This is a genomic window from Mesorhizobium sp. P2_F7, from assembly GCF_056403695.1.
Genome location: NZ_JBFUFA010000017.1, coordinates 1 through 13,209 on the forward strand (window position 1 = coordinate 1; position 13,209 = coordinate 13,209).

Here is a 13,209-nt window from a genome sequence, read left to right on the forward strand (position 1 = left end):
TGACCTCACCAGAGCCCATTGGCAGATCTGACCTCACCAGAGCCCATTGGCAGATCGAGAACGGCCTGCATTGGATGCTCGATGTTCATCTGGATGAGGACCTCAGCCGCGCCCGCAAAGACAACGCCCCTGCCAACACCGCGCTCCTAAACCGTCTCGCCAGGAACATCCTCCAACTCGCCGATGCAGACAAAGTCCCCATCAGCCATCGCATCAAGAAATGCGCTTGGAATGACGACTATCTCATCAACGCTCTAAGCCATATGCGATAGCCCTGGGAGGGGGGGAGAGGTGGCGCTGCGAAGCAGCGACGGAGTGGGAAACCACCTGGCAATCGCCGCGAACGGACGTAGGAAGGGCACTGGGCGCAAGCATCGCCTCGCCTTGCCAAGGGTCGACCCCCAACTCCGTCGACCTTCGCTCGACACCTCTCCCCCGATCGACGGGCGAGGAAGGGCGCGAGTTCGCCGACTTCCCTCCCTCACGGAGGGCGGCAAAGTGCGTTATGTACCGGAAACCCTGCAAAACCTTCCGCCTAATTGCGCGCCACTGCAAAACATCGACAAGAAATTTCGTCGTCATATCTGCATCTTGGCGCCGCGTGCCGCGTCGGTGCTGAACAGGCCGATGACCGGGAGGATGGGTGCGCGTTCTGGCCCTCACGAAATCGCACTGGTCTGGCGGCGCAGATGTGTTGATATACGCGACCGGGCAACATTGGAGGATGAAGGTCATGGCCGATGCTGGGATGTTGCGGTTTCATGTGCCGGAGCCGGAGGTGCGGCCGGGCGGGACGCCTGACTTTTCCAACGTACCCATCCCTAAGGCCGGTTCGGCGCCGCGACCGGAGATCGATGTCGATCCGCGCACCATCCGCGACATGGCGTTCTCGATTATTCGCGTGCTGAACCGCGACGGCGAGGCGGTCGGACCGTGGGCCGGGCTGCTCTCCGACGAGGAACTGCTCGAAGGCCTCCGTCACATGATGACGCTGCGGAGTTTCGACGCGCGCATGCAAATGGCGCAGCGCCAGGGCAAGACCTCGTTCTACATGCAGCACCTCGGCGAAGAGGCGGTGAGCTGCGCCTTCCGCAAGGCGCTGGCGCCAGGCGACATGAATTTCCCGACCTATCGGCAAGCCGGCCTGCTCATCGCCGACGGCTATCCGATGGTGACGATGATGAATCAGATCTATTCCAACGAAGCCGACCCGCTGAAGGGGCGGCAGCTGCCGATCATGTATTCATCGAAGGAGCACGGCTTCTTTTCGATCTCCGGCAATCTGGCGACGCAGTACATCCAGGCGGTCGGCTGGGCGATGGCCTCGGCGATCTCCAACGATTCGAAAATCGCCGCGGCGTGGATCGGCGACGGCTCGACCGCCGAATCCGATTTTCATTCCGCCCTTGTCTTCGCCTCGACCTACAAGGCGCCAGTCATCCTCAACGTCGTCAACAATCAGTGGGCGATCTCGACGTTCCAGGGCATTGCCCGCGGCGGCTCCGGCACGTTTGCCGCGCGCGGCCTTGGCTTCGGCATTCCGGCGCTGCGCGTCGACGGCAACGACTATCTCGCTGTCCATGCGGTGGCCAAATGGGCGGCGGAGCGGGCGCGGCAGAATCTCGGGCCGACGCTGATCGAATATGTCACCTACCGCGCCGGCGCGCATTCGAGCTCGGACGATCCGTCGGCCTATCGGCCGAAGACGGAATCTGACGCCTGGCCGCTCGGCGACCCGGTCGTGCGGCTGAAGAACCATCTGATCCAACGCGGCGTCTGGTCGGACGAGCGTCACGCCCAGGCTGAGGCCGAAATTCTGGAGACGGTGATCGCAGCGCAGAAGGAGGCCGAAAGCAACGGCACGCTGCATGCCGGCGGCAAGCCGTCGACGCGCGAAATGTTCGAAGGCGTGTTTGCCGAGATGCCGCCGCATCTGCGGCGCCAGCGCCAGCAGGCGGGAGTCTGACCATGCCGAGACGAACCATGATCGAGGCCATCCGCGACGCCATGGATGTGGCGATGGCGCGCGACGAACGCGTCATCGTCTATGGCGAGGATGTCGGCTTTTTCGGCGGCGTTTTTCGTGTCACCCACGGCCTGCAGGCCAAATACGGCAAGAGCCGCTGCTTCGATGCGCCGATCAACGAATCCGGCATTGTCGGCTCGGCCATCGGCATGGCCGCCTATGGGTTGAAGCCCTGTGTCGAAATTCAGTTTGCCGACTACATGTACCCGGCCTACGATCAGCTGACCCAGGAAGCGGCACGGCTGCGATACCGCTCGAACGGCGATTTCACTTGTCCGATCGTGGTGCGCATGCCGACCGGCGGCGGCATCTTTGGCGGCCAGACGCACAGCCAGAGCCCGGAGGCTTTGTTCACGCATGTCTCCGGGCTGAAGACGGTGGTGCCGTCCAACCCGCATGACGCCAAGGGGCTTTTGATCGCGGCGATCGAGGATCCCGATCCGGTGATCTTTCTCGAGCCGAAGCGGCTTTATAACGGCCCGTTCGACGGCCATCACGACCGGCCGGTGACGCCATGGTCGAAGCATGAGCTGGGCGAAGTCGCCGACGGGCACTACACCGTGCCGCTCGGCAAGGCGGCAATCCGCCGTGCGGGCTCCGCCGTCACCGTGCTCGCCTACGGCACCATGGTCTATGTCGCGCAGGCGGCCGTGGAAGAAACCGGCATCGATGCCGAGATCATCGATTTGCGCACGCTGCTGCCGCTCGACCTCGACACCATCGTTGCCTCGGTGAAGAAGACCGGGCGCTGCGTCGTCGTGCACGAGGCGACGCTGACCTCCGGCTTCGGCGCCGAGCTTTCGGCGCTGGTGCAGGAGAATTGTTTCTATCACCTCGAAGCGCCGGTCGCCCGCGTCACCGGCTGGGACACGCCCTATCCGCATGCGCAGGAATGGGAGTACTTCCCCGGACCGGCCCGTGTCGGCCGCGCGCTTCTCGAAACCATGGGAGCTTAAGATGGGCGAACACATCATCAAGCTGCCCGATGTCGGCGAAGGCGTCGCCGAGGCCGAGCTGGTGGAATGGCATGTCAAGGTCGGTGATCTCGTGCGCGAGGATTCGGTGCTTGCCGCCGTGATGACCGACAAGGCGACGGTCGAGATTCCCTCGCCGGTCGATGGCGAGATCCTGTGGCTGGGTGCGGAGATCGGCGACACGGTGGCGATCGGCTCGCCGATCGTGCGGCTGAAAGTGGCCGGTGAAGGCAATGTGAAGCCGGATGCGGCCGGGCCCTCGGCGAAAGCCGAAGCGCCGGCGAAGCCGGCCGAGGCCAAGCCCGAAGCTCCGCCTGCGGCCAAACCCAAGCCGGCAGAGCCGGCGGCGAAAGCCGCGCCTGTTGCGGTCGCGCCAAAAGCCGCCGAGCGGGTCTCCGGCGCGCCGCGTCCGGAGGGGGAAAAGCCGCTGGCATCGCCTGCCATCCGGCTCAGGGCGAAAGAGGCCGGCATCGATCTGCGCCAGGTGTCGGGTTCCGGTCCGGCCGGCCGCATCAGCCACGAAGACATCGAGGCGTTCCTGGCACGCGGGCAGCAGGTGGCGAAGGCGTCGGGTCTTGCCCGCAACGACCGCGTCGAGGACATCAAGGTCATTGGTCTGCGGCGCAAGATCGCCGAAAAAATGTCGCTGGCAAAATCGCGCATTCCGCACATCACCTATGTCGAGGAGATCGACGTTACAGCGCTCGAGGAGTTGCGCACCGCGCTCAACAAGGAGAAGCGCAAAGGCGTTGAGCGGCCGAAGCTGACGCTGCTGCCGTTCCTGATGCGGGCGATGGTCAAGGCGATCGCCGACCAGCCCAACATCAATGCGCTCTTCGACGACGAGGCCGGCATCGTCCACCAGCATGGCGGCGTCCATATCGGCATTGCCGCGCAGACGCCGTCGGGGCTGGTGGTGCCGGTGGTCAAGCATGCCGAGGCGCGCGACCTCTGGGATTGCGCGGCCGAACTCAACCGGCTCGCCGAAGCGGCGAAGTCGGGCACGGCGAGCCGCGATGAGCTGTCGGGGTCGACCATCACCATCACCTCGCTCGGTGCCATGGGCGGCGTGGCGACGACGCCGGTCATCAATCACCCGGAAGTGGCGATCGTCGGCGTCAACAAGATGATGGTGCGGCCGGTGTGGGACGGCACCCAGTTCATCCCGCGCAAGATGATGAACCTGTCGTCGAGCTTCGACCACCGGGTGGTCGATGGCTGGGACGCGGCGGTGTTCATCCAGCGCATCAAGGCGCTGCTGGAAACGCCGGCGCTGATATTTGTGGATTGAGGGTGATGGAGTTGATCGTAAGGCGCGAGCCGCAGGGTTCCAGGCTCCCCCTTCTCCCCTTGTGGGAGAAGGTGTCGCCGAAGGCGACGGATGAGGGGTGTTCCAGCGCAGTGAGGCGTTGGCGTTCTATGGAACACCCCTCATCCGTCTCGGCGCTGTCGCGCCGATCCACCTTCTCCCACAAGGGGAGAAGGAGAACGCGCGTTGCGGCCTTCGCCGAAAGGAAGCAGTCATGAAAGAAATCTCCTGCAAACTTCTGGTCATCGGTGCCGGGCCTGGCGGTTATGTCTGCGCCATCCGCGCCGGCCAGCTCGGTGTCGATACGGTGATCGTCGAAGCCGGCAAACCGGGCGGCACGTGCCTCAATGTCGGCTGCATCCCGTCCAAGGCGCTGATCCATGCGGCGGAAGAGTTCGAGAAGGTCGCGGATATTGCCGGCGGCAGCAGCCCGCTTGGCATTTCGGTCGCAGCACCGGTGCTCGATCTCGGCAAGACCGTCACGTGGAAAGACGGCATCGTGAGCCGGCTGACCAGTGGCGTCGCCGGGCTGCTGAAGAAGGCCAAGGTGAAGACCGTCTATGGCTGGGCGACGTTTCGCGATGGCAAGACCGTCGCGGTCGAGACCGAGACCGGCACGCAGATCATCCGCGCCGAGACAGTGGTGATCGCCACCGGTTCGGCGTCGGTCGAGTTGCCGTTCCTGCCGTTTGGCGGGCCAGTGATTTCATCGACGGAAGCGCTCGCTCTCAGCGAGGTGCCGAAGAAGCTCGCCGTGGTCGGCGGCGGCTATATCGGGCTGGAGCTCGGTATGGCCTTTGCCAAAATGGGTGCCGCGGTGACCGTGGTCGAAGCCCTGCCGCGCGTTCTGTCGCAGTATGACGCGGAATTGACCCGGCCGGTGGTCAAGCGACTCACCCAGCTCGGCGTCGAAGTCATGGTCGGCGCCAAGGCCAAGGGCGTGAAGGGCGACGCGCTGCTGGTCGAGACTTCGGACGGCAAAAGCGCCAAAATCGCCGCCGACAAGATCCTGGTGACGGTCGGCCGCAAGCCGGTGACCGAAGGCTGGGGCCTCGACCAGATCGACCTCGACATGGCAGGAAAATTCATCAAGATCGACGACCAGTGCCGCACCTCGATGCGCGGCATCTATGCCATTGGCGACGTCACCGGCGAGCCGATGCTGGCGCATCGGGCGATGGCGCAAGGCGAAATGGTGGCCGAGATCGTCGCCGGCCACAAGCGCAGCTGGGACAAGCGCTCGATCCCCGCCGTCTGCTTCACCGATCCGGAGCTGGTCACCGCCGGGCTGACGCCGGAAGAGGCGAAAGCGCTGGGCGAAATCAAGATCGGCCAGTTCCCCTTCGCCGCCAATGGCCGGGCGATGACCAAGCTCGGCGAAGACGGGTTCGTGCGGGTTGTCGCCCGCGCGGACAATCATCTGGTGCTGGGCATCCAGGCGGTCGGGCAAGGCGTGTCGGAACTGGCGGCGGCGTTCGGCCTGGCGCTGGAGATGGGCGCGCGGCTGGAGGATATCGCCGGGACGATACACGCCCATCCGACGCAAGGCGAAGGCTTCCAGGAAGCCGCGCTCAAGGCGCTGGGGCACGCGCTGCATATTTGAGGGCGATGTAATCTCCCCCTTGAGGGCAGGGCAATCGCATATGGACTCTTTCGAGGAATCGAACGGCGAACAAATCGGAATCGCGTCGAGAACAAACGTCGCGAGATTCCATCTTTGTTCCGCATATGCGATTCCCCTGCCCAAGTGGGGGAGATGGCCGGCAGGCCAGAGGGGGTCGGTTCGACGGGATGCGACCTTCTTGCGACAGATGGAGGTGGGCGCTTCATGCGCTGCGACCCCCTCTGTCGCCTTTCGGCGACATCTCCCCCTCAAGGGGGGAGATCATCCCGCTCGGTTGTCGCAAATCGGCAGAATGTATTAAGTGTCAGCCCATGGGAACCGGGCTGAAGAAATACATCGCCATACGCTACAACATCACCGCGCGCTTCAAGCCGAGCCAGTGGGATGGGAAGGGCCGCGCCAATCTCGACCCGGTGTGGCTGGTCGAACGGCTGGCCTTGTTCGACACCTATTGCGCGCCATCCCTTGAAGCGCAATCGCTGAAGGATTTTACCGTCCTGCTCGCGTTCGACGCCGATACGCACGAGAACTATATCAGGACCGTGTGCGATTGCGTGGCCGGTGTCGATGTCAGGCCGATCCTCGTCGAGGCCGGCGCGGATCACAATGATCGCTTCAATGCGTTCGTCCAGGCCGATAGCGATGCCGAGTATGTTTCGCTGACGCGGCTCGACAGCGATGACGCGCTGGCGCCGACCTTCATGGAGCGGGCCGACCACTACGCCCGCACGGAGATCGCCAAAGGCACGGTGGATACGCAACCTCTGTATATCGCCTTTCCGCATGGCCACAATTTCCACGTGGCGACCAATTGGTACACGGACCACGACTACGTGACGTCGGCTTTCGGCACGCTGGTCGAAAAGAGATCGCCGTCGATGAGCGGCATCTACAGTGCGCACCACGCGAAGATGGCGACAATCCACAACACCGTCGTGGCGGCGTCGAAGGGTGCGCAATGGTGCATCGTCATCCACGACAACAACGCCGCCAATGTGTTGAAGGGCAAGCCGGTCGCAAAGCCGTCGTTCACCGTGGGACGGCCGGGTGCCGGAGCCAAGGCGCCAGTGCGAAGGGAAAGTGCGGCGCGACAGGGGGCGCAGGCGACCATGGCGCCACGAACCGCGGACAATTTCATCCGGTTCCTGCTCGGGCGACCGATGCTGCTGCGGAAGTAGGGAGGCAAGGCTAAAGGCGCTGGGAGGCGCCGCCCTTGGAGCGCGTGATCTCCCCCCTTGAGGGGGAGATGGCCGGCAGGCCAGAAGGGGTCGGTTCGACTGGACGCGATCTTCTTGCGACCGATGGAGGTTGGCGCTTCACGCGCGGCGACCCCCCTCTGTCGCCTTCGGCGACATCTCCCCCTCAAGGGGGGAGATTAGCAGCTCAGCTCGCGAGCCGGCTCACCATCTCGTGCTGGGCATAGGCACGCCCGAAGCGGTTGGCCAGGAATGCGTCCAGCGCGATGTCTTCCTGCTTGACGAAACCCGTGGCCGGCAGGCTGCCGTCGGCCAGCATGTCGAGCACGGCGCAGATGCCGGACGCGGTGGTGATCTGGATGGCGCTGCGGACCTGGTCGCCGACGCGCTGCGAATAGATCTTGTTGGCGTAGGTTTCCTGCAGCAGGCGGCCGTTGCGGCGGCCCGACACCGTGACGAAGACGATGACCACGTCCTGCAGCGTTGCCGGCAAGGCGCTCTCAAAAATGTCCTTCAGCACGTCGCGGCGGTGGCGGAGCCCAAGGTCGTTAAGCAGCGCCTTCATGATCGCGGCATGGCCGGGGTAGCGGATGGTGCGGTAGTTCAGCGTGCGCACCTTGCCCTTCAGCGTCTCGGCCAAGGTGCCGAGACCGCCGGAGGTGTTGAAGGCCTCGTAAGTGACGCCGTCGAGCGAAAACTCCTCCCGCTCCTCCAGCGGCGGCACTTCGATCAGCTCGCCCTCGACGATCGCCTCGCACGGCTCGCAATATTCGTTGATGACGCCGTCGGTGCTCCAGGTCAGATTGTAGTTCAGCGCATTCGACGGATATTGCGGCAGCGCGCCGACGCGCATGCGCACGCTTTCCAGGGAGTCGAAACGGCTGGCGAGGTCGTTGGCGACGATCGAGATGAAGCCCGGCGCCAGGCCGCATTGCGGAATGAAGGCGCTCTTGCCAGATTTGGCCAGCTCCTTGACGCGACGGGTCGAGACGACATCCTCGGTCAGATCGAGATAATGGACGCCAGTGGCGGCGGCCGCTTCGGCGATGCGGGTGGTCAGATGGAAGGGCGCGGCGCTCAGCACAGCGAAGGCGCCGGCAAGGGCTGCTTCCAATGCGCCGGGAGCGGTGATGTCGAGTTCCAGCGCCTCGACGCCGGCGGGAAGTTCGGCCGCGGCAAGCTGTGAGGCCGCGCGGTCGACGACGGTGACATGATAGTCGCCGGTGTCGGCGAGCATGCCTGCAATGGTGGAGCCGATCTTGCCGGCGCCGACGACGATGATTTTCTTCATGATTCGATCCCTCACAAAAGCCTTTGGCCCGAACCGCTGCGCGGTGGGCGACATGGGCTTGAGAATCGCAGCTTGCCTGGCGAAAGGAAGCGTGGAATTGTTCGAAACGAACCCTCTCTTTGTGCGATAAGACGACAAGGATCGTCGAAATGCTCAGCGACGCCGAACAAAAACTGCTTTCCCTGCTGCGCGCCAATGCGCGGGCGTCGACCGCCGAACTGGCGCGCCAGCTCGGGGTGTCGCGCACCACGGTGCAGAGCCGGATCGAGCGGCTGGAGCAGCGCGGCATCATCACCGGCTATGGCGTGCGGCTAGCGCCAGACTATGAGCAGGGGCTGGTGCGGGCGCATGTGCTGCTCACCGTCACGCCCAAACTCGCCGACAAGGTGGTGCGCGCTTTGCAGGCGCTGCCGCCGGTCAGGACGCTGCATTCGGTGAGCGGCAATTTCGACATGATCGTCATCGTCGACGCGCCCTCGATCCGGGATCTCGACGCGCTGCTGGATGAGATCGGGGCGATGGACGGGGTCGAGCGGACGTCGTCGTCGATTATTTTGTCGACAAGGATTGATCGCTAGCAACGAAGCGTCGGCGGGGCAGCACCCCCCTCTGGCCTGCCGGCCATCTCCCCCTCAAGGGGGGAGATTAGCAGTTTCGGCGCTCCACCTCATCTTGCAGCGTTCGAGATTGGCGAAAGCCTGCGTGAGTTCTGATCTCCCCCCTTGAGGGGGAGATGCCTGGCAAGGCAGAGGGGGGCGTGAAGGAACGCGACCTCTATAGATTGTCGGTCTAAGCCCTGCGCCGCTCCGGCCCATTATCCAGCCACGCCACATCCTCCTGCGACAGCGCAATATCCAGCGCCTTCAAACTGTCCTCCAACTCGTCCAGCGTGCGCGGGCCGATCAGCGGGACGGACGGAAAAGGCTGCGCCAGCACGTAAGCCAGCGCGACATGGATCGGGCTTTTACCGAGCCGCTGCGCCAGCTCGATGGCACGATCGCGGCGCCCAAAATTCTTCTCGGAATACCAGACCCGCACCAGCTCCTCATTGTCCTTTCTGTCGCGGCCGGCGCGATCGGTGAAGAAGCCGCGGCCCTGGCTCGACCAGGCGAAGTTCGGCATCTGACGCCTCGTCAGCCAGGCTTTCCAGTCGTCGGTGGAGGAGGTGATGCAGCCGGCCCAGATCGGCTCCAGCATTTCGGCCAGCGAGAAATTGTTGGAGAGCGCGCCCGGCTTCTGCTTGCCGTTCTTTTCGGCGTAGGCGATCGCTTCGTCCATGCGCGCCATCGTCCAGTTCGAGCCGCCGAACGGACCGCGGATGCGGCCGGCCTTCGCCTCGGCGTCCATCGCATCGACGAACTCGCCGACCGGCACATCGGGGTTGTCGCGGTGCATGAAATAGATGTCGACATGGTCGGTCTGCAGACGGTCCAGCGACTGGGCGAGCTGCTTGCCGATGACATCGGGGTAGCAGAGCGGCGAGTGCGCGCCCTTGGCGATGATCACCGACTGCTCGCGCACGCCGCGGGTTTTCAGCCACTGGCCGAGCAGCGTCTCGGTATAGCCGGCGCCGTAGACATAGCCGGTGTCGAACAGATTGCCGCCGGCCTCGAAGAAGGCGTCGAGCAGGATCGAACCCGAGGAGAAGGTGCGGAAATCCTCAAAGCCGAGCGCCACCACGGAGGCGGGTTTGGCCAGGCCCGGTATCCTCCGCTTGGCGATGGCGGTGCCATCGGTGCGCAGCGGCCGGCCGGAGATGGTGTTGATGCGCTTAGCCGGCTTTTCTATATCGTATTCGAGCCCGACGGCAGCGCGCCATTTGTCGAGCACGCGCAGCGTGCCGAGGCTGTCGGCCCAGGACATGCCCGGCCAGGCGAATTCCTGACGCCCGGCGAGGATCGCCTCGCCGGCGGCGTCGACCTCGAAGGAATAGAGATGGCGGCTCTCGTTGACGCTGATGGTTTCGCGTTTGCCATCCGACCCGATCACGTCGATCTTGCCGAGGCCGACATCGCGATTTCCGCCGGCGAACCAGAAATCCGGCACTTCGATGCGGCCCTTGGTGCCGAGAATGCGGAGCACGTTGTCCTGGTTGAGCGAGATGCTGCAAGACACCTCGGCGACGACGCCTCCGGCGAAATGCAGCAGCGCCGAGGCCCATTCGTCGACGCCGGACTGGCCGAGATGGGCGGCACCGACGACCTTGTCCGGATCGGCAAAGGGTTTTCCCACTGCCGCCCCGGCGATCAGCCGCGCCATCGAGACAGGATAGCCGCCGACATCGAGAATGCCGCCGCCGGCGAGATCATTGGCGTAGAGCCGATGCTGCGGCATGAAGCCGGGCATTGCGAAGCCGAAGCTCGACTTGATCATCCTGATCTCACCGATGATGCCGGACTTGATCAGCTCGACCAGCTTCAGCGTCTGCGGATGCAGCCGGTACATGAAGGCTTCGCCGAGGAAGGTGCCGGCCTTGCGCGCCGCATGGATCATGGCGTCGGCGTCGAAAGCGGTCAGCGCCAGCGGCTTTTCGCACAGCACATGTTTTCCCGCTTCGGCTGCCTTGATCGCCCATTCGGCATGGCCGGGATGCGGGATGGCGATGTAGACGGCGTCGACATCGGGCTCGTCGAGCAGCGCCTGATAGCCGTCGAGAATGCGGGCGCCGGGAAACGTCTGGGCTAAGCCTGCCTTGCCGGGGTTGCGGGCGCCGAGCGCGACGATCGTGCCGGTGCGCGATCCTGCCACGCCGCCGGCAAAGGCCTTGGCGATATCGCCCGGCCCGAGGATCCCCCAGCGGATGGGCGCGGTTGAAGTCATGGTCATTCTCCTTGGAAAGGTTGGAAGGCTCAGCGCAGCCGCTGGCCGTTTTCGTCGAACAGATAGGATTTGCGGATGGATACGGTGATCTCTGAGGTGTCAGGCACCTTTGCCGCGTCGCGCTGGATCACCAGGTCCTCGCCGTGGGCGGTCCGGGCATAGATGAAGCTGGTGCCGCCGAGATGCTCGACCACGTCGATGCCAACGGTCACGTCGGCATCGCCCTCGCCTGCATTGCCGAAATGTTCGGGCCGCACGCCGACAATCACCTTGGCTCCGGTTTCCGGAACGGCGCCGCCCAGCGGCTGCATGATGCGGGCCTTTTCCTCGCCCACCAGCTCGACGGTGACGCTGCGCGTGTTGCGCCCGACGACGCGGCCCTTGATAAAATTCATCTTCGGCGAGCCGACGAAACCGGCGACGAACTGGTTGTCGGGATTGTCGTAGAGATCGAGCGGACGGCCGATCTGCTCGACATGGCCGCCGCGCAGCACGACGATCCGGTCGGCCAGCGTCATCGCTTCGGTCTGATCGTGGGTGACGTAGATCATCGTCGTGCCGAGCTCCTTGTGCAGGCGCGAGATTTCGACCCGCATCTGGACGCGCAACTCGGCGTCGAGATTGGAGAGTGGCTCGTCGAACAGGAACACTTGCGGTTCGCGCACGATGGCGCGGCCGATGGCGACGCGCTGGCGCTGGCCGCCGGAGAGTTGCTTGGGCCGCCGCGCCATCAACTCGCTGATGCGCAGGATCTCGGAGGCACGCTTCACCCGCCGTTCGGTGTCCTCCTTCGGGTTGCCGGTCATTCTGAGACCAAAACTCAGATTCTGCTCCACCGTCATGTGCGGGTAGAGCGCGTAGGACTGGAACACCATGGCGATGCCGCGCTCGGCCGGCTCGACATCGTTCATCACCTTGCCGCCAATGGCGATCTCGCCGCCGCTGATGTCCTCCAGCCCGGCGATCATCCGCAGCAACGTCGACTTGCCGCAGCCGGACGGGCCGACAAAGACGACGAACTCGCCATCGGCGATGTCGATGTTGGCGCCATGGATGATCTCATAGACGCCGAAGCGCTTGATGACATTGGTAAGGGTGACTGCCGCCATGTCGCTGTTGTCCCTACTTGACGGCGCCGGCGGCGATGCCGGCGATGAAATGACGCTGCAGCAGCACGAAAACGACGAGCATCGGCACGGTCAGCATGACGGCGCCGGCCATGATGCCGCCCCAGGAGACCTTGGTGAGACCGATCAGCGTGCCAAGCGCCACCGGTGCGGTCATCGCGCCGGGCTGGCTGTTGATCAGAAGCGGCCAGAGGTAATTGTTCCACGAGGCGAGGAACAGGATGATGGCCAGCGCTGCCAGCATCGGCCGCGCCAAAGGCAGGGCGACGAACAGGAAGATGCGCCATTCCTTGACGCCCTCGACGCGGGCCGCGTCGAACAGATCGTGCGGCATCATCGAGAAGGCCTGGCGCATGAACAGCACGCCGAGCGAATTGAACAAAGGCGGCACGATCAGCGCCACCCAGGTGTTGGCGAGCTGGAAGTCGCGCGCCACCATGATGAATTGCGGGATCAGCACCACCGCGTAGGGCAGCGTGATGGTGCCGAGGATGATCGCCACCACCGCGCCCTTGCCGAAGAACTGGTAGCGAGCGAGCGCCCAGCCGGCCATCGAAGTCAGCAGCACCGAGAAGAAGGTGTAGGTCACCGCTACCGCCACCGAAATGCCGATGGCGCCGACGAAATTGGTGTCGCGCTGCAGATTGTTGAAATTGTCGACGAAATTGCCGTGCGGCAGCAGCTCGATGCCGGGGCTGAAGATGCCGTTGTCGGGCATGGTCGAGAAGACGATCATCATCCACAGCGGGAACAGCCAGACCAGCGCCAGCGGCGTCAGGGCCAGATGCAGCAGGACGCTGCGGCCGAGCCGGCGTTGCGAGAGCGAACTCATGTCGGCTGCC

10 protein-coding genes and 1 pseudogene are annotated in these 13,209 nt (G+C 64.3%); 7 read left to right on the forward strand and 4 right to left on the reverse strand.

Annotation, left to right across the window (positions count from 1 at the left end; translation table 11 throughout):
• From AC1DZ8_RS30840 to AC1DZ8_RS30865, 6 genes and pseudogenes are all read left to right on the forward strand, one after another.
• Positions 1–272 (forward strand): annotated as a pseudogene (locus tag AC1DZ8_RS30840) (ISAs1 family transposase); the annotation flags it as partial.
• Between the two features lie 461 nt (positions 273–733).
• Positions 734–1,966, forward strand: a complete 1,233-nt coding sequence (locus AC1DZ8_RS30845; RefSeq protein ID WP_477311085.1) for a thiamine pyrophosphate-dependent enzyme — start codon at positions 734–736, stop codon at positions 1,964–1,966.
• Between the two features lie 2 nt (positions 1,967–1,968).
• The gene (locus AC1DZ8_RS30850) at positions 1,969–2,982 is read left to right on the forward strand and encodes an alpha-ketoacid dehydrogenase subunit beta (protein ID WP_477311083.1); all 1,014 of its coding nucleotides are present in this window, start codon (positions 1,969–1,971) and stop codon (positions 2,980–2,982) included.
• A 1-nt stretch (position 2,983) separates the two neighbouring features.
• On the forward strand, positions 2,984–4,291 hold the full coding sequence (locus AC1DZ8_RS30855) for a dihydrolipoamide acetyltransferase family protein (protein WP_477311081.1): 1,308 nt from the start codon (positions 2,984–2,986) through the stop codon (positions 4,289–4,291).
• Between the two features lie 232 nt (positions 4,292–4,523).
• Positions 4,524–5,912 carry a dihydrolipoyl dehydrogenase gene (gene lpdA / locus AC1DZ8_RS30860; protein WP_477402183.1) on the forward strand — a complete coding sequence of 463 codons (1,389 nt, stop codon included), beginning with the start codon at positions 4,524–4,526 and terminating at the stop codon, positions 5,910–5,912.
• Positions 5,913–6,244: 332 nt separating this feature from the next.
• Positions 6,245–7,111 (forward strand): glycosyltransferase, encoded by an 867-nt coding sequence (locus AC1DZ8_RS30865; RefSeq protein ID WP_477402185.1) that lies wholly within the window; start codon positions 6,245–6,247, stop codon positions 7,109–7,111.
• Between the two features lie 205 nt (positions 7,112–7,316).
• Here the strand turns inward: AC1DZ8_RS30865 and AC1DZ8_RS30870 are convergent, their stop codons facing one another.
• Positions 7,317–8,420, reverse strand: coding sequence for a saccharopine dehydrogenase family protein (locus AC1DZ8_RS30870; RefSeq protein ID WP_477402186.1), 1,104 nt, complete (start codon positions 8,418–8,420; stop codon positions 7,317–7,319).
• 149 nt (positions 8,421–8,569) lie between these two features.
• Here AC1DZ8_RS30870 and AC1DZ8_RS30875 point away from each other — a divergent pair, with 149 nt between their 5' ends.
• Entirely contained in the window at positions 8,570–8,998 is a 429-nt protein-coding gene (locus tag AC1DZ8_RS30875) for an Lrp/AsnC family transcriptional regulator (RefSeq protein ID WP_112560245.1), read from the forward strand.
• A 211-nt stretch (positions 8,999–9,209) separates the two neighbouring features.
• Here the strand turns inward: AC1DZ8_RS30875 and AC1DZ8_RS30880 are convergent, their stop codons facing one another.
• From AC1DZ8_RS30880 to AC1DZ8_RS30890, 3 genes are read right to left on the reverse strand one after another with little or no spacing between them, the layout of a single operon-like run.
• A complete protein-coding gene (locus AC1DZ8_RS30880; RefSeq protein WP_477311145.1) occupies positions 9,210–11,240 on the reverse strand; it encodes an aldo/keto reductase in 2,031 nt (676 codons plus the stop codon).
• 29 nt (positions 11,241–11,269) lie between these two features.
• The gene (locus AC1DZ8_RS30885; RefSeq protein WP_477402188.1) at positions 11,270–12,349 is read right to left on the reverse strand and encodes an ABC transporter ATP-binding protein; all 1,080 of its coding nucleotides are present in this window, start codon (positions 12,347–12,349) and stop codon (positions 11,270–11,272) included.
• 13 nt (positions 12,350–12,362) lie between these two features.
• On the reverse strand, positions 12,363–13,199 hold the full coding sequence (locus AC1DZ8_RS30890) for a carbohydrate ABC transporter permease (protein WP_477310589.1): 837 nt from the start codon (positions 13,197–13,199) through the stop codon (positions 12,363–12,365).
• Between the last annotated feature and the right edge of the window lie 10 nt (positions 13,200–13,209).